Origin of the sequence: Flavobacterium sp. ZB4R12, assembly GCF_048276375.1 — a bacterium.
In the GTDB taxonomy this organism is placed as follows: domain Bacteria; phylum Bacteroidota; class Bacteroidia; order Flavobacteriales; family Flavobacteriaceae; genus Flavobacterium; species Flavobacterium gawalongense.
The window spans coordinates 88514-112115 of the sequence record NZ_JBLNKS010000003.1 but is presented as its reverse complement, the minus strand read 5'-3'; the positions used below and the strand labels follow the sequence as shown (position 1 = coordinate 112115).

Annotated in this window: 18 protein-coding genes; 2 read left to right on the top strand and 16 right to left on the bottom strand. The window is 34.0% G+C overall.

The annotated features are described in order from the left end of the window. Position 1: 1 nt before the first annotated feature. The 4 genes from ACNO7W_RS02960 to cyoE are packed head-to-tail and all read right to left on the bottom strand — an operon-like array spanning position 2 to position 2885. Positions 2–352 carry a cytochrome C oxidase subunit IV family protein gene (locus tag ACNO7W_RS02960; protein ID WP_143385996.1) on the bottom strand — a complete coding sequence of 117 codons (351 nt, stop codon included), beginning with the start codon at positions 350–352 and terminating at the stop codon, positions 2–4. Positions 353–372: 20 nt separating this feature from the next. After that, on the bottom strand, positions 373–1350 hold the full coding sequence (locus ACNO7W_RS02955; protein WP_143385995.1) for a cytochrome c oxidase subunit 3: 978 nt from the start codon (positions 1348–1350) through the stop codon (positions 373–375). 42 nt (positions 1351–1392) lie between these two features. Then, positions 1393–1980 (bottom strand): cytochrome c oxidase subunit 3, encoded by a 588-nt coding sequence (locus ACNO7W_RS02950; protein WP_417936964.1) that lies wholly within the window; start codon positions 1978–1980, stop codon positions 1393–1395. 2 nt (positions 1981–1982) lie between these two features. Further along, complete coding sequence (gene cyoE, locus ACNO7W_RS02945) at positions 1983–2885, bottom strand: heme o synthase (RefSeq protein WP_417936963.1); 903 nt, start codon at positions 2883–2885, stop codon at positions 1983–1985. Positions 2886–3032: 147 nt separating this feature from the next. On the opposite strand from cyoE, the gene ACNO7W_RS02940 reads away from it, so the two are divergent. Continuing rightward, on the top strand, positions 3033–3248 hold the full coding sequence (locus tag ACNO7W_RS02940) for a DUF2683 family protein (RefSeq protein WP_417936962.1): 216 nt from the start codon (positions 3033–3035) through the stop codon (positions 3246–3248). Then, positions 3239–3499, top strand: a complete 261-nt coding sequence (locus ACNO7W_RS02935) for a Txe/YoeB family addiction module toxin (protein WP_417936961.1) — start codon at positions 3239–3241, stop codon at positions 3497–3499. The genes ACNO7W_RS02940 and ACNO7W_RS02935 overlap by 10 nt, the downstream gene beginning before the upstream one ends. Positions 3500–3647: 148 nt before the next feature. On the opposite strand, the gene ACNO7W_RS02930 is transcribed toward ACNO7W_RS02935, so the two are convergent. The 12 genes from ACNO7W_RS02930 to ACNO7W_RS02875 all read right to left on the bottom strand — a co-directional run bounded on the left by ACNO7W_RS02930 (position 3648) and on the right by ACNO7W_RS02875 (position 23597). Further along, positions 3648–5771 carry a gliding motility protein RemB gene (locus ACNO7W_RS02930; RefSeq protein WP_417936960.1) on the bottom strand — a complete coding sequence of 708 codons (2124 nt, stop codon included), beginning with the start codon at positions 5769–5771 and terminating at the stop codon, positions 3648–3650. A gap of 18 nt (positions 5772–5789) precedes the next feature. Further along, positions 5790–6533 (bottom strand): deoxyribose-phosphate aldolase, encoded by a 744-nt coding sequence (deoC, locus tag ACNO7W_RS02925; RefSeq protein WP_417936959.1) that lies wholly within the window; start codon positions 6531–6533, stop codon positions 5790–5792. Positions 6534–6720: 187 nt separating this feature from the next. Then, the gene (locus tag ACNO7W_RS02920; protein ID WP_417936958.1) at positions 6721–7104 is read right to left on the bottom strand and encodes a VanZ family protein; all 384 of its coding nucleotides are present in this window, start codon (positions 7102–7104) and stop codon (positions 6721–6723) included. After that, positions 7097–7477, bottom strand: coding sequence for a glycine cleavage system protein GcvH (gene gcvH, locus ACNO7W_RS02915; RefSeq protein WP_039108788.1), 381 nt, complete (start codon positions 7475–7477; stop codon positions 7097–7099). Before gcvH ends, ACNO7W_RS02920 begins: the two co-directional genes overlap by 8 nt. A 93-nt stretch (positions 7478–7570) precedes the next feature. Further along, on the bottom strand, positions 7571–14713 hold the full coding sequence (gene sprA, locus ACNO7W_RS02910) for a cell surface protein SprA (RefSeq protein ID WP_417936957.1): 7143 nt from the start codon (positions 14711–14713) through the stop codon (positions 7571–7573). 23 nt (positions 14714–14736) lie between these two features. Next, positions 14737–15318 (bottom strand): Holliday junction branch migration protein RuvA, encoded by a 582-nt coding sequence (gene ruvA, locus ACNO7W_RS02905; RefSeq protein WP_417936956.1) that lies wholly within the window; start codon positions 15316–15318, stop codon positions 14737–14739. Between the two features lie 91 nt (positions 15319–15409). Continuing rightward, the gene (locus ACNO7W_RS02900; RefSeq protein WP_417936955.1) at positions 15410–17698 is read right to left on the bottom strand and encodes an NADP-dependent malic enzyme; all 2289 of its coding nucleotides are present in this window, start codon (positions 17696–17698) and stop codon (positions 15410–15412) included. A gap of 160 nt (positions 17699–17858) precedes the next feature. Continuing rightward, the gene (locus ACNO7W_RS02895; protein ID WP_417936954.1) at positions 17859–18284 is read right to left on the bottom strand and encodes a CBS domain-containing protein; all 426 of its coding nucleotides are present in this window, start codon (positions 18282–18284) and stop codon (positions 17859–17861) included. Positions 18285–18358: 74 nt separating this feature from the next. After that, positions 18359–20227 (bottom strand): trehalase family glycosidase, encoded by a 1869-nt coding sequence (locus tag ACNO7W_RS02890; protein ID WP_417936953.1) that lies wholly within the window; start codon positions 20225–20227, stop codon positions 18359–18361. Continuing rightward, positions 20224–21438: an MFS transporter gene (locus tag ACNO7W_RS02885; protein WP_417936952.1), complete on the bottom strand. Its 1215-nt coding sequence runs from the start codon at positions 21436–21438 to the stop codon at positions 20224–20226. The genes ACNO7W_RS02890 and ACNO7W_RS02885 overlap by 4 nt, the downstream gene beginning before the upstream one ends. A 4-nt stretch (positions 21439–21442) precedes the next feature. Then, a complete protein-coding gene (locus tag ACNO7W_RS02880; protein WP_417936951.1) occupies positions 21443–22417 on the bottom strand; it encodes a carbohydrate kinase family protein in 975 nt (324 codons plus the stop codon). Position 22418: 1 nt separating this feature from the next. Next, on the bottom strand, positions 22419–23597 hold the full coding sequence (locus ACNO7W_RS02875; protein WP_417936950.1) for a fructofuranosidase/invertase: 1179 nt from the start codon (positions 23595–23597) through the stop codon (positions 22419–22421). Positions 23598–23602 lie beyond the last annotated feature (5 nt).

Sequence of the window (23602 nt, the reverse complement as noted above, 5' to 3'; positions counted from 1 at the left end):
GTTAAAAATTCCATTTAATAGTAGAATTTTTAAAAACCTCATAAATATAATTCCCTTCGGTCAAAAGAATGAAGAGCAAATATAATATCAGAAAAATTACGGGAAAAACAACTGCACTTCTTAAAGTACTTTTTTCACCTTCCATGTGCATAAAAGCCCATACAATATAGTATGCCTTAAAAATGGTAAGAGCATAAAATATCCAATTAAGTAAATTCATACTTAAAAAACTGTTCATGTGGAGAAAATCTGGTTTCAAAATACCAAGATAAACTTCTATTATTGTTACGGCAGATAATATTCCGAAAACTTTCCAGATTCTACCTGTATTAGATACGTGTTCGTGTGACATGATAATTACTTTTTTGAAAATTAAACGAGATAGAAAACTGTAAATACAAATACCCAAACTAAATCGACAAAGTGCCAGTAAAGCCCCACTTTTTCTACCATTTCATAGCTTTTTCTTTTTTCGTAAGTTCCAATTAATACATTAAAAAATATAATAATATTTATTATTACTCCTGAAAATACGTGAAAACCGTGGAATCCTGTTATAAAGAAAAAGAAATCTGCGAATAATTTACTTCCGTATTCGTTTCTGGTTAAGTTCGCACCTTCCACTACATAGCTGGCTTGGCTTAACCTCAATTCAGATTCTTCTCTAGAAAGAATTGTTTTATGTTTTTCTTTCGTTATCACCTCAGTTCTGATCAAAAGATCAGGATGAGCTTTGAAACCTGCCTGAACTTCGGCTACAGAATAAGAAGGCAAACTAGACTCATTCATAAACCATTTCCCTTTATTTCGAGTCAATTGTTCTCTTTCTTCCGGCAAAGTAGCCGCAAAATCAGCAAGAGCCACTCGGTGTCCTTCCTTATCAACAAACTGAAGTAAACTACCTCCTTTTGTTTCAATTGCACCATATTCACCTTTTATGAAATTTTTCCATTCCCAAGCTTGAGATCCTACGAAAATCAAACCTCCGATAATGGTTAAAAACATATAAATAACAACTTTATTTTTTTTCATTTGATGACCTGCATCAACAGCCAAAACCATTGTTACAGATGAAAAAATCAAAATAAAAGTCATTAATGCCACATAATACATTGGAGCGGACACGCCATGCATAAATGGAAAGTGAGTAAACACTTCATCGGCCAAAGGCCATGTTTCAATAAATTTAAATCTAGAAAAACCATACGCCGCTAGAAATCCAGAGAACGTTAAGGCATCTGATACGATAAAAAACCACATCATCAATTTGCCATAACTTGCTCCCATTGGCTCATTGCCGCCTCCCCAAGTTTTTTCTTCACTATTTGCAGTAGTAACTGTCGCTTCCATAAAAGTTATTCGTTAAAAAGTTCCCAAATTTACGTTTTTTTCTTATTTAAAGAAATATAAAAACAAAAACAAATAAACCCATAATATATCAAGAAAGTGCCAGTACATCGCACCTAGTTCAATTCCAAGGGTTTGAGTTGAATTGTATTTTTGTTTAAAATGATTATAAATTACAATTAGAAGTGAAATTACGCCCCCAGCAAGGTGAATCATGTGCACAACCGTTACAACGTATAAAAAAGTAGTCGTGATTGAGCTTCCGCTTCCTGTGAAATAATAGCCATTTTCCACTATTTGTCCAAAACCTACAAATTGCAAAATTATAAACAATATTCCCAATGCTAAAGTAGCAAAAAGAAATTTAGTAGTTGCATTTTGATTGTTTTTTTGAATGGCTTTTTTAGCCAAATGAAACGTCACACTGCATCCTATGATTGCTAAAGTACTATAATAAAATGCTGTCGGTAATTGAAAATCCTTTAACCAATCGGCTCTGGATTTACTTACTACGAATGCACTTGTAAGTCCTGCAAACATCATGGTCATACTGGCCATGGCAAACAGCAATATCAATTTATATGATCGCGCTGTTCTAGATTCATGTTCGTCTGTTGTCATTGTCATTTCCATAACTATCTTAAAAATTTATCAAATATATAAACTAATTGCAACAATGTAATATAAGAAACGCTTACCAGCATCAAGGTTCTTGCTGCTTTTGCGGTTCTTAATTTGTATAATTGCACTGCATAATAAAGCATCCAAACACCTAGCAAAAACACAACTATTGCTGTTACCGGGGTAATATATAAACGACCTGTATAACCCAAAACCGGTATCAGCGAAGCTATAATAAGCCAAACTGTATATAAAATAATTTGTAAAGCTGTTCCTTTATCTTTTTTTCCGGTAGGCAACATAAAGAAACCAGCTTTTTCATAATCTTCATACAAAAACCATCCAATAGCCCAAAAATGAGGGAATTGCCAAAAAAACTGTATCAAAAACAACGTCCCTGCCTCTATCCCAAACTCTCCTGTTGCCGCAACCCAACCTAACATAAAAGGGATTGCTCCCGGAAAGGCACCTACAAAAACAGACAAGGATGTCATGGTTTTTAAAGGTGTGTAAACACTCGTATAAAGAAATATTGAAATCGCACCAAACATCGCCGTTTTTGGGTTAATCGTATAAAGCAAGACGATCCCAATAATGGTAAGAAGACTTGCGATAATCAAAGCCGTACTTCGAGACATTCTACCTGCTGGAACGGGACGATTTTTCGTTCGATCCATCAAAGCATCTAAATCTTTTTCGATAACCTGATTAAAAGCATTAGAAGCACCCACCATACAATACCCCCCAATCGCTAGTTTCAACAATGTCATCCAACTAAAAGAATGAATATCATAAATCCCAAGCATAAAACCCGCAACAGACGAAAACACAACGCTAACAGCGAGGCGCGCTTTGGTTATTTCGCGGAAATCAATGTAAATAGATTTTAATGAAAGGGTATTTTGTGTTGCGTCCAATGCTACTGTTTATTTGCTCTGTAAAAACTTTTGCAAAAGTAACTTATCAAAAGGGATTTGGCAAATAAAAATAATGTGCAAAAAAACCACGGCTTTTGTTTATCTTTGTATTGTAAAATAAGTTTATGCATCTTAAAATTTGAAATTATGCAAACAATTAATATCACGGCATATACTGAAGATGCTTCACAAATTGAAGCCATAAAAGCCATTATGAAAGCTTTAAAAATCAAGTTTGAAATTTCTAAAGAAAAACCCTATAATCCTGAGTTTGTCGAAAAAATTATACAAGGAGACATCGATTACAAAGCTGGAAAAGGCAAAAAGGTGACAATGGAAGAATTGAACAGTCTATGGAAATAGTCCATCTGCCGAAAGCCCAAGAAGATTTAGCCTTTTGGATTAAAACAGGTAACAAACAAAATTTAAAAAAGATTGCCAAACTTACGGAAGCTATTTTGCGAAACCCTGAAAAAGGAATCGGAAAGCCCGAAGCTTTAAAATTTCATCTTTCCGGCAAATGGTCTCGCAGAATTACCGAAGAACACCGTTACGTTTATCAAATTGAAAACAATATTCTAAAAGTTTATTCCCTAAAAGACCATTATTACTAAACAACAAAAGCAACTCTTTTTACGAGTTGCTTTTTTGTTTGATTATGTTTGGCTCAACTTTGTGGGTCTTTAGATTGCAAATCTGCCTTTACTTTGTATTTGTCAAAAAACAATTCATAAGAAAGTTCTTTTAGAAATAAAACTGATGCTAATAATCAAAATACCAGTTAAAAACATCGGAACGTATTCCTAAAGTAAACCAATTAGTGCTTTCTGTAAAAGTAGTTGCCGTGTTCTTTGTTGGATCAAAATTTCTATAAATATAGCTTCCGAAAAGTTTTAGATTGGTTGCTGGATTTATCAAATATCCTGCCTGTATATCTGTAATAAAAACAGCCGTTTTATTTCCTTGACCTACTTTTACACCGCTGTTTAACGCTCTCTTTTCATCATAATCCTTATAAATATTCCCTCCATAGTTAAAACTGTCTTCTGTAGTATCAAAATCCAATCCACGAGTACCCACAGTTATTTTTGCATCAGCAAAATACCTGTCTTTATGATAACGGGCTATCGCGATGAACTCCTTGAAATTTCCTCCCCATTGATGCCCTATACTTTGGTTGTTATGACCGTAATTTGTGATGGGAACACTATGAGAATATACATAAGGACGCACATGATTATATTCTAACTGCAATACTAAATTATCCACTTTGAAAGCATTGTAATACTTAACTCCTAACTGATAACCATATTTATTTTTCCAACTATTATCCCTTTCTTTAATGTCTCCAAGAGAAAATTCATCAAGTATAAATTGTCCGTATAGGTTTATCTGATTATTCCATTTGTATTTATACGCCAAGCCTAAAACCGCATTTCCAGTTCTTGCAGAAGAAGCAAATTCAACCGAACGATAAAAAATAATTGGATTTACAAAACTCACATCAAATCCTCTATCATTCGTATTAGTCCAAATTACCGATTCAAAGAAACCAAGATTCAATTTATTTGACACATTCCAGCTCAAATAATGGTTTGCCATAAACTTTGTAGCATAGGTTCTTTCGAGTGTAACCTCAGGTCGAACATCTTTCAGCCACATGTAAGTATTGGTATATTTTATTTTCCAAAAATTAGTATTCAATTTAAAATAGGGATACGGACTAGCCCCATCACTTTCTAATAAAGAACGGTATCCATCCCCAATAAAATTTCTTCCATAACCCAATTGTAAATCGACGTATTTACTAGGTGCAAAAGTTATATTAGCTTCCGCCAAAGGGAAATCATACCCATCCGTTTTAAAATCTTTGGCAATTCCCATACCCGGAATAATCGCAGGATTTCCACCTGCAGGCTTTATCGATTCTGCATAACGATTAAAATAATCCGCAAATCTTCCCTGACTTTCAAAAACTGTAGTCGTAAAATTAAGCTGCTTTCCTAATCCACCACGAAAATTGATTGCACGCGTATTTATATAAGTGTAATTTGCTTCCGTTTGAGATGCTTTACCAACTTGTAAATCCAATATAGGATTCAAAGTAAACCAATATCCATCACCTTGAATTTCAACCGTATTTTCATTCCATAATTTTCTGGTCCACCAGCCGGAAACATGCTTCTTAAGTTTATCATTTACAGCTTTAAGGTCGTAATACTTTGAAACTTCTACATAAGTATACGGTTTTGATGCCGTATGATTGTTGCTGCCCACTTGATTTAAAGAAGCGTCAAACTGAGCATAGTAACTGTGCGAAAAAGGAATATTCAAATGACTTTCAAACTGCGGATTGTTGAACTTTTTATAGACTATACTATCTAATTCCGTAAGCTGTTTTGTTTCATTTGGCAAAATTTCTGCTCGAGCATTGGCTTCCGAAGCCAATTGCTCCGGACTTTTCAATGGAATAGCAATTGCAATTGTGTATTTAGAATACGTTGGTTTCCCATTATAAGTTGCTGGTTTAATTTTAGGGAAAACACCAAAAACTCGTTTAGTTTCTTTTAATAAATCCTCATCGATGGCATTTACATAAATCACTTTGAAAACACCATTACTATCTACTTCAAAAAGCACCTCTACACTTCCTTTGAAGTTGTTTTGCTTAAGGTTTTCAGGAACTTCAAAATTTTGAAATACAAAATTTTGCACTTGATAATAAAAACAATTTTCTAATTCTTTAGATTGTAAGTTTTCACAATTCAAAAAAACAGGAAATCGTTCGGCTGACATACCCGATTGTACTGTACTATTATTTATTCCTTGCGAATAAATAAAAAATGAATAAAATGATAAAAGTAACGTTGACAAACCTTTTTTCATGCTGTTTTCTTTGTGAATTTAGTAATCAGTTTGTGAATTTTGCCCATTCGCAATTGCTTTTGCTCCCGAAGTTCCAATACGTTTTACACCCAATCGAATCATCTCCACAGCTTCTTCATAAGTCCTTACTCCTCCAGCTGCTTTTACCGGAAGTGGCGAAGCATTTTCCAACATCATAATAATGGTTGGAATAGTAGCGCCATTTGGTAAATTATCCTCTGTTTTATAAAACCCTGTTGATGACTTTACAAAAACCGACTGGTACGATTCTTCGGTGAAATTTGAAATAACACTGTTTTTTATCAAAGCAGACAATTGTATAATCTGTTTATCATCGAGTGCTGCCACTTCAATAATCCATTTTACAACCTTATTATTTTCAAGTCCTAATAGCGTGCATTTTAGCACTTCATCTTTAACCAAATCAACATCCCCGTTTTTGAATGCTTCGTAATTACAAACGAAATCCAAATCATCAGCTCCGTCTTCAATCGCTTGAATTGCTTCAGCAATTTTTTCATCTACACTAGACTTCCCTTCAGGAAAATCAATCACTGTCCCTATTTGTAAATTCGAATTGGCATCAACAATCATTTTTTTTGCTGTAGAAACCATGTCAGACCGAATCATAATAAGTTTAAAATGCTCATCGATGGCTTCCTGAATGAATTTTTTAGTAACAATAATATTGTCAGCTTCACTTAGACCTGCTTGTGTTGCTGTTTTTAAATAAGTAGAATCTAAATATTGCTTAATATTCATTTTTCTTGTGATTTTATGATACCATTAAAGTCCAATTAGCAAAAATACATTTTAAATTCACATTTAAATTACTATTAATAACTACTTCGTAAAGATGCAATCTTATTTTATAAATTCTTGAATGTAAAAAAAATAAAATCATTTTTTATATATAAAAAATCCCACCGAAGTGGGACCATAATCTGTATCATGCTTTATTTAAGCTAGTGTATTTATTAAGAAACAAAATTATACAAACAGCGAGAATCGCTCCAGATAAATTTGCTAAAACATCAAACAAATCTCCTTTTCTAGTTGTAGTAAATAATGCTTGTGCTATTTCAATTGCTATTCCAAAAAAAATGGAAAACATAAATGATATTATCAAAGGCTTAAAGACATCTGAACTATTCATTTGCTTCTTAAAAAATAAAAACCAAAGCGATGTAAACACCAAATGAAAAGAGGAATGAACAACTTTATCTAAATTCGTAATCTGAATAGCAGGAATATCGCTTGATTTAATTAAACAAAAAAAGACTATTAATCCTGTCCAAGATAAAGCTGCCCAAAAATAGAATTGTTTATGCACCAATAAGCTCTTTGTAAGATTCACTCGAAAGCAACGAATCTATTTCAGCTTCGTTTGCAATCTTTATTTTTATCATCCATCCCGCTCCATAAGGGTCTGAATTTACACTTTCCGGTGTGTTTTCTAATGCATCATTAAACTCGACAATCTCACCTGACAATGGAAGAAACAAATCAGAAACAGTTTTAACCGCTTCAACAGTTCCAAAAACTTCATCTTTTTCTAAAGTCTGGTCTAAAGTTTCCACCTCAACATACACGATATCCCCTAATTCTTTTTGTGCAAAATCAGTAATTCCTACTGTTGCGATATCGCCTTCAATACTAACCCATTCGTGATCTTTAGTGTACTTTAAATTTGCTGGTATGTTCATATAAATACTAATTGATAATTATTAATTGATAATTGAATTTTAGGTGACAAATGTAACAATCTCAATTCAAATCTTGTTTAGATTTTAAAAAAATTAATTCCCAAAATTATAACGTAGCGTAAATCCAGATCTAATATTTGTTAAAGGAAAAGAAGTTGATATTACCGCTTTCGAAAATGAATGATCATAATAGAAAATTGCTGTCAAATTTTTACTGAATGCATAATCCGCAGTAATTTTTAAAGACCAAATATTTTGTCCTCCCGCCAACTGATTGTTATCATAATCTAAATACCGAACAATCGTTTGATTATTTCGATACGAAAGATCTCCCTTCAAGTTAATGTCACTTTTTATAATTCCTGTTGGATTATCCGCCAATCTAGAAGAGAAAATCACATCTTTAAATCGGTAACCGAGTCCTACAACATATTCGATTCCTTTTACTTCCGTCAATAAATTATTGTCAAAACTCATCGATAACGCTCTGTCTTTCTTTATTTCGGTAAGCACTTTTAATGAACTTTTTAATTCGAAATCCATTCTTATAAGCGGACTGAATTGCTCCACTAAATTGATGTTTGACATAATCGTTCTGTTGAAAAAATTACCGCTTGCATCCACGCCGTTTGGTGTTTTATCATATTCAAAATTAGACCTAAACGCATTAATCGTATAGGAAGCTCTATAATTGTGTTGCATGGAAAAGCGTTTGAAATTCTTTTTGAAAAAAGCATAACGCATCAATCCATTATATTTTACAGCCCAGTTTGGTATTGGAAAATTTCTAAAAATTCCAAGTGAAACATCCGATGCATTAGTTCCTGAATAAGCTGCTAAAAAAGCAGGCAGCAATACCGCTTGGTTATTTTTACCATAACCTAAAGGATAACCTTCAGCATCAAGATTTGCAGGATTGTTGATATCTATCCCGCGTTGTGTTGCCAATCGATTAGCAACTGCAAGTCTATTATTTCTAAAATCCTCAAAAGCAACAGATTCATTTTCATCACTTGTTGAGAAAGATGTTTTAATTAAAACTGTAGAAATTGAGAAAAGACCATAACTGTATGGAGATCGTGGATTATATTCCCCATTAGTAACATCATATTGCTCAGAAAAATTTTTGGAATAGGCTCTGTCCAATGACAAATCAATTTTTAAATCAGGTAACAAATCCACATTAGCTGTAGCTTTAAATAACCTATTGGTAACTTGTGAGTAATTTTGATTAAAATCAGGATAATTGGTAAGCCATCCGTTCTTAGCCGCTTCATATCGAACGTCATCTTGGCTTCCAAAAATAAATCCTAAAGAAGGTCTTGATGAACCCAAGAATCCTACACCCGGTGTATATCCTGGCAAAATTGTACCACTATTTTCAGTGTAATTCATTTGGACATTCTTAATGCTGGTTAAAATACCTCTCAACCCATCTACAAATTCATTGCTTTTTACAATTTGTTGTGTATTAGTATTCACAACTTTTTCCCCAGGTTTTGGAGCGGGTGCCTTAGGTTTAGGTGCAGATTTGTTTGTGTTTTTTGTTAGCCCCAAATACTTATAAAGTGCATCCATATTAAATGTTGCATTCAAATTATTTGAGCTTGCATTTTGAACAGTATTCCCTAAATTATAGCTATTCCCTTCAATTTCTATTTGAGACAATGCATTAGACGCACGTTGCCAGCTGTAATCACCTGTATAAGAATAATTCGCTTTTATAAAACTAAACAGCGGAATTTTATTAATGGGTATTTCATAATTCACAACCAATTGCTGCATGTGTTGATTAGGATCTCCCATATCCCAATAACTATCCCATATTGTGAAACTATCAATAGGTTCATTGTTTTCGTTCAAATAGCTTTTCACAATATTACTGGAAGAAGCTGTATAATTTAATTTTAACGATTTTGTCAAATTATAATTAAACCCATACTGGTAATTAAACGCAAAATTTCTTCTGTATAATGGATCAAGACCTATTCCTTCCACATCAACTTGTCTAAATTGCTGACGGTTGTACTGTCTGATAATATTGGCATTAAAAGAAATATTGGAAGGCAGATAATTAAAGTTGAAATCACTCAGTAATTTCCAATAATCACTTTTCTTCATGAAAGCTGTTTTCTTGAACGGCTCGACAGGTTTTGGCTGAAAACTATACGCATAATCAACAGATGAATTTGCCTGTTGATCTACATAATCCTCTATTTCAAAATCATGACGTTCTACCTGATTAAAAGACTGCGAAAAAGTGAAATTTTCCGGATCATAAACACGTTGTTTTTGCTCTGGACTTCTTTCTTTTCTAACCCCGATAAAATTGATGCTTTGACGTTTCGTATAATCAATCGCTCTCCTTTCAATATTATCTTTTTCGGCTTGGTCAGTCGTATTATCCAATAACTGTTTTAATTTGATGTCTTGATTAAAAGGGTCATATTCCGGAGTAATTGTTTCTTCACCAATGGCATAATTGAACGGTAAATTAACCCCCCATTTTGGAGGCAATAATTTCCCTAAATTGACATTAGTTACTATATTATATTGTTTAGTGTCCTCACGATTTCTTTCATTTGGACCTTCTTCTAATGCTCCAAAACCAATCGTACTTTTTTTACCTGTGGCAGAAACCGTGGCAAAATCAGCGAAATTCGAATCTACATTCAACACGGCTGCCATCCCGCCCTGATTATCCATATCAGCTAAACGTAGCTCATTGAACCATACTTCACCTTTAATGTCTTGATGGGTTTCATTACTTTTTACACCAACCATTAATGTTCGTGCTAAACCAAAATTAGGATTTCCTTTTATACCTAATCTCAACTTATTATTTTTGTTTGCCAAAGACGGATCAAGCTCTTCTTCATTTTGATAATAAATTCCATCCAGTGGAAGTGTACTTGGATCAATGCTCATAGCCAGAATCTTCAATTTGGTCAATAATGCCAATGACAAATCTATTTCATTATCTTCAGGCCAAACAGCTTCGGCACTTAAAGCAGCACAATCAGAACTAGATCCAGAAGAAGGAACAGTAACTTTTAAGGGAATCTCTATTTGATAAAAATTTTGTGTAAAATCATTTCCAAAACGAATAAAACCTACCATTTGATTATCACGAAGCGCAATCTCATTTGGCAAAGATTCCGCGTGTAAGAACATTTTTAATTTTTTGAACTGACGCATGTCTATATTCACATTTTTAAAAACAGCTCTTGAATCTTCCGGTTCCAATCCGTCTCCTGATACTCTTAAAGAAAGCGATTGTTCATTCTGATTAATAACGGTATTATTGTTATACAATTGTTCCCTAACCACTCCTGGTGGAGTGATATAATTCACAGGACATCTCTCATTATTTTCCTGAACATTTACTGCTAATACATCTAAAGTAGTTTTGTCATCAGCAATATTTGTATCATTAAAATCAAGTGTATTGGCATATCTTCTCCATTCTCCTCTTACTAAATCTAAAGCTCCAAAACGAACCGTTACCTGATCATTAAAACCCGTCATAAACATTCTCATGAAACGAATTGATCTAAAATCGGAAATATTTCCAATAGTATTTTCGGGTTGCGAAACAGGTATTTTAAACTGAATCCATCTAGCGTCAGTAATCGCCCCGTTTGCCAATGTGACTTGAGTACTTCTTATATCAGTAATGTAATTTTGTCCAATACTCATATTAGGTTTAACATCAATACTGTATTCATAATACGCATTGATCGTATTCATAGTATTATCTCTATTAATATCTTCCACATCAGGAACGGTAGAAGCCCCTCTATTGGGATCATTAATATCAACGGCAGAATTTCCATCTATACCATTGTACATTTTATATCGGTCCAAAACATTTCCTGAAGCATTCAAATAATAGGTATAATCATCTGCCGCTGGATCCGATTCAGACGCAAAATTACTGTAAATCGCACCTTCTTTGGCATTAGCCAAACCATCTAAACCTACATCCTGATTGGTTCTATTATCTGCATTGGTATCAAAAGCATAAATTAAGGATTGTGATGCGGGTACATCTCCCCATATCGACTGTGGATTTGCCAGTATTTGATCCGGACCAAGTCCATTTTCATATTGTTTTCTACCATCTTTCAAAACATCTTCAGACACTTCACCTAAATTGAAGTAAATTTTACCTGTGTTGGATTGGGGTATTTCACCGCTTCCAACATAAGGATCTAATATCCAAAATTGAATATATTCTACATTTCCTTGTTCGAAATTAGTAGAATTTAAAGATCTCATAATCCCTCCAAAATTATCTGTCGGGTTTGTAAACACATTCAAACTATTATTATACGGACCTCTATCAGAAGGATAATAACTTAAATCCAATGTATTAACAACTTGAGATTGTCCTTGTGCAATATCCGTTAAGGGATATAATTCTTCGCTGAAAATTCTTCTGGTAGTATTGAAAGATAATTCTTCATTTGAAATTCCAGATGGTTTTTGAGTATAAAATACAGGATCTATGGAGTACCATGCCAACTTGGCTCTTTTAAAACCATAACTCAAATCGTTAGCACTGGCATTAAAATCATAAGTGCTTCTGGCATTTTTCTCCGGAGTCGATGACAAACTCCAAGAATACGGAGAACGCATGTCGATGGTCGATTGTGAACCTTCAAAATCATCTACGTATATAGTTGATTCCCCTTCAAAACGATCTGCTTTTGGAGAATCCGGTTTCAAAAATGCAATTTCTCCTCTTACTGAAAGATTAGAAGGCACATCAGTATCTAGATTAGGCAATTTATTTACTAATCGGGTTAAGAAGGGAACTTCAGTAGAAAAATTGGAATTAAATCCAAAAATAGTATTATTTACAGATTCCTGACCAAAACTGGATTTTTGGGTAAATGGTCTTTCAGTCATTTTTAAAAAAGTCGCTCCAACCAAAAAATTATCAGAAATTTTATGTTCTACATTTACACCCATAAACCTTCTGGTTTGCTGACCAAAAATAGAATTGTTTTCTAAAGAAACTTCAATAGGTGTATTTGAAGCCTGAAGAGATGGATCGAGAATTTGAACTCTCCCCAATTGATAATTCACACTATAATCGACTCCTTCTACTAAAACCCGACCTCCAGCTGTAACCACAACTGAACCCCTGGGAACATTGAAAGCACCAATTGGTATTCCGTCACCACCCGTGGATTTGTATTTCCCCCTTAATAAGAATTTATTCTTTTCACTGTCTTGTAACGCACCAGATTGTGTGTTACGATACATGTTTCTGAACACGTATTTCTTTTGGTTCTCATTATAATCTGCAATAGGGTCGCCATTATATCTCTCAGTCTGATCACTTCTTAATTTTTCAAACAAGAGTTCTCCAAATGGCTCTTTGGTGGTAAATATAATTCTCCCATTTTGAGCGTCTATGGTTAAGCCTTGCATAAAATCAAAAAAACCATCACCACCTGCCTGAGGGTCATTATTATAATTGAGTTTATCCAAATTAAACACTTTCAGCAAAGGGGTACTGGTTACCAAATCTTCCGGTTGTGGTAACGGTGCGACAATATTAATATAATTTAGAGGTGATGGATCCGTATATAAAATATTAAATCTGAAGTCTTCTTGTTTCACTTGATAAGCACCTGGAATCTGATAAATATTTTTCATCATCAGGTTCCAAACAGGATTTTTGACATTGGTCAAATTGCTTTTCAGCATTTTCAATATCAAACTCTGTGTAATAATTGCCTGATTTGATTGATTAGTCCCCGTTACAACGGTTGCATCTACTCCGTCATTACCAAATTCACCCACTTGATACACTTTATCTCCAATTGTATATTGATACGCAACGGCTAAAACCTCATCATTAGCTAGTCGTTGTTGCAATGAAATATACCCTAATTGACTATTAAAAGTATATTCATTAGGGTTCAATTTTCTGGCATTTTCCAATTTAGAATAGTCCTGTCCTTCATTTACGGTAACTCCAGTAAAACCTGAACTTGAAGTTACAATTTCACGGATATTATTATTCAGCAAACCTCCATTATCAATTAATTTTGGATCATATCTGTTATTTGAATTATCAGATGGATAATCCTTCATTTGATCTTTAAAAAAATCTCCCGGTATAGGATCTAACACAACTACTTCATTATCTGCTAAACCTGTTAATTGCCCCTCCCCTAAATCCTGAAGCGCAATAATATTTCTTAGATTATTATTGGTCGTATTTACACGATTTTGCTTGTTGGTAACCCAAATCTCCAATCTTGAAATCTGAACTCTACTATCAATAAAAGGATAATTTTTTAAAGACGCATCATATTTGTTTCTAAAATATTGAGACAAGAAAAAGTGTCTGTCATTATCATAATCCAGCGCATACATATCGAAGTCCTGAATTGTTCCGCCTCCTTGAGCAATTAAACTTTTGGTTTGGGATTTTTGTTCCGAAAATATACCTGTGACAGTAGTTTTACCAAATTGTAATTGTGTTTTTACACCAAATAAACTCTGTGCTCCCCTAATCAGCGAGCTATTCAAAGGCATGCTTACATTCCCCACTTCAATTTTTCGAATAATATCATCTTCTGAAGGTGCGTATTCTAACTTCATAAGATTTTGAAAAGCAAATGTTGACTGGGTATCGTAATTAGCATTTACATTGAGTCGTGTTCCCACTTTCCCCATCAAACTCATGCTTATCCTTTGATTAAAATCAAATGAGAGATTAGATCTGTTTCTGGGTGAGAATGAAGGATTGTCTTGTTTTGTGTAGCGCATTCCCAAATCCAGTTCTATAGATCCAGTTGGTTTTACATCGATGGTATTACTTCCAAAAATGGACTCGAAAAGTCCTGATTTTACATAATATCTTGGCAATAAATCTTTTTTAGCTGCTTCACTACCTTCTTTTTTCCCGTCTATGGCATCTACTTTCTTCTTGAAATAATCTCGCATAGATTCTTTCAAGACCAAGCTTTCATACTCTTTTGGAGTTAAAATAATAGGATAGTTAATAGAAAACCCATCTACAGAATTGGTATAAATATACCTATCGGTAACAGGGTCATATGTGTAAGCGGAGAGAACACTTTGAGGATCTTTTAACTGGACTTTCCCTGTAGAGAAACCAGTTACAATTGTATCCTGAACGGCTGGTGTTACCTGAGCTTGCGATACAAAACCACAAAATATGACTAGCAAAAAAATACAAATTTTATGCATATAATCTGTGTTTTGAGTACCTTTTATAAGTTCTTTAAAGCTTTCTTAATAATCGATTCAACAGAAGCATCTGGATCCTCTTTTACAATTTTTTCTACGATTCGTTCTGAAGTTTTTCGAACAAAACCTAGTACCTCCAAAGCAGATAACGCTTCATCTCGATTTGTATTGCTTTGCGACATAGAAACTTCATCTAAATCATACAATTTCAACACTTTCTCTTTCAAATCAAGTAGTACTCTTTGCGCCGTTTTGCTACCAATTCCTTTTATAGATTGAATCGTAACAACATCCCCTGATGCGATAGCATTTGTAATTTGCTTTGGGTCTAATGATGACAACATAGTTCTGGCAATGCTAGCCCCAATACCAGAAACTGATAATAATAATTTAAAAATCTCCCTTTCTGATTTTTCTACAAAACCAAATAAAGTATGCGCATCTTCTTTTATTTGAAGATGCGTATACAATTTTATAAAGTCAGCATTGGGGAGTAAAGAGTAGGTATGTAAGGATATATTTACATGATATCCTACACCTCCACAATCAATAACTACCTGTGTTGGTGTCTTTTCTACTAATTTCCCCTGTATATGTGCAATCATTTTTTATAATATATGTCACCAAATATAATAAAATTAGCACATAATTTTGCTAAAATCATCTGTTTAAATGCTCTTTTCGTCAAAGAACTATCTAATTTACATTATTCTTTTTCTTCTCTTTTTCTTGTGCATCAATCACTGCAATAGCGGCCATATTTACCATTTCTTCTACGCTTGCGCCAAGTTGAAATATGTGAACTGGTTTCCCCATTCCTAACATGATAGGTCCTATTGAATCTACCTTATTCAATTCTTTCAAAAGTTTATAGGTAATATTAGCCGATTCCAGATTAGGAAAAATCAAGGTATTTACTTTTTTACCTGCTAGTTTAGAAAACGGAAACTTTGCCTTCAACATCTCTGGATTCAAAGCAAAATCAGCTTGAATTTCTCCGTCAATCACCATATCAGGATGATTTTTATGCAAATAAGCCACCGCTTCTCTCACCTTAGCGGCACTTTCATTTGTAGAAGAACCAAAATTAGAATACGATATCATCGCAATTACTGGCTCCACTCCGAACATTCTGGCAGTTTTTGCAGTCATAATAGCAATTTTAGCTAAATCATCTGCAGAAGGATTTATATTTATGGCGGTATCCGATAAAAACATGGGACCACGACTGGTCATCATCATATTTGTAGTGGCAACTAGAGAAGCGCCATGAGCTTTTTCAATAAGTTGCAACATTGGTTTTACAACAGATGGGTAACTTCTGGAATGTCCTGTGACAAGCGCATCTGCTTCACCTTCATTGACCATCATGGCGGCAAAATAGTTTCTTTCACGCATTAATTTCTGAGCATCCAATAAAGAAATCCCACGTCTTTGTCTGGATTTCCAATAGGTTTTGGCAAACTTATTTCTTCTAGGCTCCTCTTCTTTAATTTTTGGATCTATAATTTGAACATCGGCATCAAAACCTAATTCTTCTTTTAATTCCAAAATAATTTCTTTATTTCCCAATAAAATTGGAAAACCAATCCCTTCTTCCAATACAATTTGAGCTGCTTTAAGAACATCTAAATGATCTGCTTCCGCAAAAACGATTCTTTTTGGATCCATTTTAGCTCTATTGGTAATCAATCGAACCATCTTGTTGTCATTCCCCAATCGGTCTAAAAGTTCCTCTTCATACTTTTTCCAATCAGTGATAGGATTTAACGCTACTCCTGAATCCATAGCCGCTTTTGCAACAGCAGGTGCCACAATAGTTATCAATCTTGGATCGAATGGTTTAGGAATAATATATTCTTTTCCAAAAACCAATTTAGTTGCTCCATAAGCAACATTTACTTGTTCAGGAACGGATTCTTTTGTCAATAAAGCTAGTGCTTTCACAGCAGCCATCTTCATAGCTTCATTTATTTTGGTTGCACGAACATCAAGCGCCCCTCTAAAGATATATGGAAATCCAAGAACATTATTTACCTGATTAGGAAAATCAGAACGTCCTGTGGCCATGATAACATCTTTTCGAGTTGCAGTAGCAAGATTATAATCTATTTCCGGATCTGGATTTGCCATTGCAAAAACGATTGGATTTTCTGCCATTCCCATCAACATTTGTGGAGACATAATCCCTCCAGTTGAAAGACCTAAAAAGATATCCGCACCAACTAACGCTTCCTCAAGACTCATTGGCTTTATGTCTTTGGCATATTTTTGTTGCAAAGCAGAAAGAGAAGGATTGTCTTTCGTCAAAACTCCTTTACTGTTAAACATCAATATATTTTCAACTTTTACTCCTAACAAAACATACAAATCGGCACAGGCAAGAGCGGCAGAACCCGCTCCGGAAACCACCATTTTTACATCCTCTGATTTTTTATCAGCCAGTTCTAATGCATTCAATAAAGCGGCCGATGATATAATGGCAGTTCCATGTTGATCATCATGCATTACTGGAATATTCAATTCTTCCACTAATCTTCTTTCTATCTCGAAAGACTCCGGCGCTTTAATATCTTCTAAATTAATTCCACCAAAAGTTGGTGCTATATTTTTAACTGTCTGGATAAATTCCTCAATATCTTTAGTTCCAATTTCGATGTCAAATACATCAATATCGGCAAAAATCTTAAATAATAATCCTTTACCTTCCATTACTGGTTTAGATGCTTCAGGACCAATATCACCAAGTCCTAATACCGCGGTACCGTTCGTAATTACTGCTACTAAATTCCCTTTTGCTGTATACTTATAAACATTGTTTACATCTTTTGCAATTTCTAAACATGGTTCAGCCACACCTGGAGAATAGGCCAAAGACAAATCTCTTTGTGTTGCATATTTCTTAGTGGGAACTACTTGAATTTTACCTGGAGTTGGCTTTGCGTGGTATAATAATGCTTCTCTTCTTTTGCTATTTTTGTCCATTGTTTTTAGATTTTATTCTAGTTTGCAAAGATAGAAGACTTGGTTTAAAAAGTCAGCTTTTATCCTACTTCTTTTATAAAAAATAGACTAGTCCCAGCAGATACAAATAAAAATAGCTGCAAAAATTCGCAGCTATTTTTATTTGTTGGACAATTTAACTTTATTGTGTAATGTAAGAGTTTAAATGTTGAATCGTATCTTTTTGGATTTCGATTATGGCTTTCACAACATCACTTATAGAAATAATTCCTATAACTGTATCGTTTTCTAAAACAGGTAAATGTCTCACTCTTTTAGTACTCATTAATTCCATACAATAATCTAAATTATCGGAAGGCTTTACTGTAACTACATCTGTTTCCATAATTTCATGAACCAAAGCTTTCTTTGAAGATTTGGCCTTCAAAACAATTTTTCTGGCATAATCTCTCTCAGACAAAACTCCTTTTAAAATTCCATCTTCGATGATAAGAATCGCCCCAATGTTTTTTTCGCTCATCACTGTCAATGCTTCGTATACAGTGTTAGTGGAAAGTATGGAATAAACTTCCTTTCCTTTTGTGCTTAATATTTGATTAACAGTCATAATAGATAAGTTTAATTTACCATAAAGTTAAAAAAAATAGTATTCAAATGGTAAATTTATTTATTTATTTTACATTAAAACAATTCATCAGGCGAAGTCAGCTTATTTAGTTCTTGTTTTAAATTATCACTCAATATTTGCAAACCATATTGATACGATGCGTTTACCCAACCAAACCCTTCCTTGGCTATATAATCAAATTCAGTTCCTACGTTGCCATATTCCGCAAAAACTTTGTGCGAACTAATTTCTAAATCAAATTTTTCAGGAATAGTTCCATTATATTCCACCGCATTTTTAGTGATTAACCATAGCCATCTGTAGACCATTTCCTGAGCCTTATTGAAAAATTTATAGTTAATTAAACCCTCCCACAATAACATTTGATGTGGCGCCCAACCAAATGGATAATCCCATTGTCGTTGTGGTGCATCTTTTGAAAAACTGTCAGTACTGGCTTTTGTACTTCCTGTAATTCCACCCGTTTTTATAAATTGCGGCAATGCTATTTCTATTAATTTTTTAGCTTGGTGTTCATTACACAACCCAGCCCATAAAGGAAAAAATGTAGTTGCTGCTTCAAATGGGAATTGTCTCTTATTCACAAAATCATAATCAAAATACATGCTTAATTCTTCATTCCAACACAATTCATCAATTTTCTCTTTTCTAAAAAGTGCTTTCTGGTCCCATTCTTCCGACGTATAGGTTACATCTCCAACTTGGAAATTATTATTAAAATACTCCTTTATCAAATACGCAATGTCCTTTTCGTATTTATAAAGAAAACTATTGACATCCACCGAGTTTAAATTGGCACACGTATTTATAAGTCTATCGGTTGTGTCATGACCACTTTCTCTCAAGCTACGATCATGAACAAAATAGACGTCAAGCTCCGCATCAACAAGAGTTCGGTTTAAATATTGTTTTTCAAACTCTCGGATTGGCAAATTGTATTTTTTAGCATACGGCTCTAAAACATCATCAAAATGTCCAGGCTCCACTTCGAAGGGCATTCCAACTCCATCGGCTTTGTATCGATTTAAACCCGTTGGCGTTAATCGGTTTCCTTGAACCATCCAAACCGTATTATATTCCAAAATAACTGTTTCTAAATGACTTCTCAACCATTCTAAACTAGGTACTACTTTCTTTTTTACAATTTCAATTAATAATGAAGAATATAAAGGTGGCTGCGTTCTTGTTAAATAATAACTTCTATTTGCATTTAGAATTTTACCGTAATGTATGATTTGATATTTAAAGTTTTCGGCAATAGCCATAGCTTTATCCAGTTGATTATCTATAATCAAACCAACTCCAATAAAATAACTATCCCAGCCATACATTTCGTTAAATCTTCCGCCGGGAACTACAAAAGGTACTCCTTGCAAGCTGTAAATTTTTTGCTCTAAGGCTAAAGCCAAAATACCCGGCTTTGTATTTAATGTATCCACATATTCCATCGAAAAATTTTCCGGCAAAATCCCTACTTTAAAATTTTGAAGTTCTTTTTCCAATTCCTGAAAATAGGCAACACCCTGTTTATCTTTAGCTGAAACATAAAGAGTAGGAACTTCGTTAGTAGTTTTTTCGTCCTTAAGAATTTGTTCTAAACCTTTTTTATCAATAGTTCTGGTCAGTTCATCCCAATAATCATCTCTAATTTTTCTTGAAATTCGTTCTACAGGATTTTCTTGGATACGACTTAAATCAATCTCACCTTTATCCACTTTATTTTCTTTTAATAAAGCCAATTCTTGAAGCAAGTTTGACAAATGATACGTTCCCTCAATAACAATTTCTTGTTTTGTGTTTTGATCAACTAAAGCAAACTTTTTAGGTCCATTATCATCCTTAGTGATTTTTTTATCCTTATCGGTATCTTCCTGAAGCAGTAGTTCATGGAATACCTTGTCTATGTTAATTAAGAAATTCATATTTTAGAAGTAAGTTTTTTTAGAATAAAGAATGAAACAAGCAGTAACGACATTGGAATTAAAGTATAGAAAAATGCATTTTCAGGCCCTTCATTTTTGAACAGATAACCAATTATTCTTGAACCAATTGTACCGCCAAGAGCGGAAAAAACGACTATTAAACCCGTCATTGAACTGTGCATTTTTTTGGGCAAAGCGCTTAAAACAACCGAATTTAAAAGTGGATAAATAGGTGCTATAAAAAGTCCAACTAATGGAAATGCAAATCCTATCAATGGAATATCACTAAGAGAATTGATTTCTTTCACCTCTAATCCAACTGTTTTTGGAAGTAGAAAAACAACAATTAACATAGCCATTACGATACAAAAACTGAGTACCCAAATCCAATTTATTTTTTTAGTAATCACACCCGCTAAAAGTCTTCCAACAGCTAAAGTAATTGCCAATATACTCGCCATCATGATGCTGATATTCTCAGGAAGATGCAATACTTTACTATTAAAAGTTGGCAGCCAAGACATGATCCCTTGCTCAATCATTACAAACAAGAAAGCACTTATTACAAAAACGATAGTAAGAAACTTGGCAAATAATTTGAACATTTGTTTGAAATCATCCGCTAAGTCAACTCCGGGAATTTCAGTTTGGTTTTCAAATTTGGTGAAAAACAAAAATCCAAATGATACTACTGAAATTCCAGCCAACAGCCAATACACATTTAACCATGAATCAGGATTTGTTTCTGAATTGAAAGCGGGAAATAAAAAGTAAGCCAACGCAATTCCTATCATAAAAACCCCTTCAATACTACTCATCAAGCTATTATGCTCCTGCTGATTTTCTGTAACTGTTCCAATTAGGGAATAAATGGAGACTTTTATCAAAGCAAAGGAAACACCAACAGTTGCAAAAAGTATTTTTGCGGTATCAAACGAATTACCAAAATACATGTTTACACAAGCTACTGAAACCAATGCCAATCCAATCAACATGGCTCTTTTGTACCCTATTCTTGGCAAAAATGACGCTATCAAAAAAGAAACTATCGCAATAGGCAAATCCTTGAATGCTTCCAAAACACTGGCTTGCAATTCATCTACCCCATAATTTGTTTGCGATTTTAGTATAACAATCCCAACACTATTTAATAATATTGCAAACACAAAATAATTCAGATACATCGCAATTTTGACGGCATTTTTTTTCATTTTTCTAGCTCTTAGAATCTGTTAATTTGATTCGGTTTGAATTATAATCAGTTTTTAAATATTCTTGAATATTTATTCCTTCCGGTAATCTTCCCACATTCTGAAGTTTCAGTACCGCTAATTTTTGAGCTATCGTAATGGTTTCTTCAAAATCTTTATGCAATAATTGCGCATATAAAAAACCGGTCCAAAAAGCATCTCCAGCTCCAGTTGTATCTTTTATATCCTCAATATGTGTGGCTTTTTGATGAAACATTCCAAAATTTTTATCAGATAACACTACGCCATCTTTCCCTTTTGTCAGACAAATTGTTGAAGCCCCTAATTCATGGAAATATTCAAAGATGAAATCTTCAGTTTTGGATTCCGAAAAAAGTCTATAGCAATCATCCTCACTCAGTTTGACAAGAGGATCAGTTGACAAATATTCTCTTAAAACTTGTTTCGCTTCTTCTCTATCAGGCCATATTCTTTCCGAAAAATTAATATCTATACTCGTTTGTAATCCCAATGCTTTTGCTTTTTTGGCACTTTCCAAAATCGTTGTTCGAGCCGGATTTTTGCTTAAAGCAAAACAAGTGGTGTGAAAAATCTTGGCACTTTCCAGTAACTCCTCTGGAATTTGACTTTGTTTTATTTGATAATCTGCTTCTCTGTAAGGAATAAAATCTGGCGTACCAGTAGATTTCGACACAAAAATAACGGAGGTTGGTTCCGTATCTGATCTTCTGATTTGGGAAGTAATTACATTATTTAATTTTAATTTCCGAACAATATATTCTCCCAAACCATCCTGACCGCAAGTGGCTACTAATACGGATTTCAATCCCAATCTTGTGGCATTCACCGCTACATTTGTAGGTGAGCCACCCAGAAAACGGTGGTAATCTTTCGTTCTATTTATCGAAGTATTTACTTCATGGCCAATGAAATCAATCAATACTTCTCCTGCGCATATTATGTCTATTGTTTTTTCCAATTTAAACTAAAAATTTAAAGTTTGTATGTATACTTTGATGCAACATCACTGTCGCAGCACCACTCCAAGCACAAAATGGGACTCCATTTGGCGCTTTGGTTTCACTATTGAAATTTTCGTAAAAACTGAAATTTTCAATAGCATTGGCCTCATTTATGGCATTCAATAGTTGTGAAGCTTCATTTCCTTTTTCTTTGGAAAGCAAAGCCAATCCGAAAAATCCATTGACCATAGACCAGCTTCCGCCATTGTGAAACTCATTTGGATAATTCCTAAATTCGTATTTACAATTATTTCTAAGCAGATTCCAATCTAAATCACTTTCTTTTATTGGTGGCCAAAAAGCGGGAATTAATTTTAAAGGCCTTTCATTTGAAAGATTTATGGCGTGTTCTAAAATACTTTTTTGAAAATTTTGACCGCCAATATTCAAATACAAAGCCAGCGAATTCGCAAAAGCATCAAACTGTATTTTGTATCCTGCAGGCGAAAAAGAACAAGGCATGTATTTTTGAATGTTCACTTCATTGTACGCTCTTTCGTGGTATTTCTCTCCAATTGAATTTGGAGTAAAATTAATTTCGATCTGTTCGGTTATTTTTTCAATTTTAGCCGCAATCGAATTGTCTTTTGCAAAATGATTATAACTTTTCAACGCCCAAATTCGAAGCAATTGATCGTATAAAACATAACCGTCGGTAATGTATTCATCCGCCCAGTTTCCTGAAAGCGGAACGTATAAAAGTCCTTTATTATTGAATTCCCAAGCTTCCAAAAGTTGCAAACATTTCAAGATATTGTTTTCGTATTTTTTAACGAAAGTGGAATCCTTTTGATAAAAAGCATATTGGCAAATCCCAATAATAAACCAAGTTACGGCATCCACTCTTCCTGCTAAACCTCCATAACTCACTTCAACAATGTCACCATTCGTCATTACATTTGATGGAATAGTTCCATTATAATGTTGATTATTAGCCAATGTTTCTAATGTCTTCCGAAAAGTCTCAATCAAATCATCCTCTCCGGAAGCTAAAGCAGCTAATCCACAAATCACACCATCACGTGCCCAGACTCTTTTGTAATTGGAAATATTTTGAGCACTTGCCAGAAACCCTTCTGAGGAAGATACTTTTTGAAGCAATTCTATTGCCTTTGTGTAATTTAAATCACTATTCATATTGT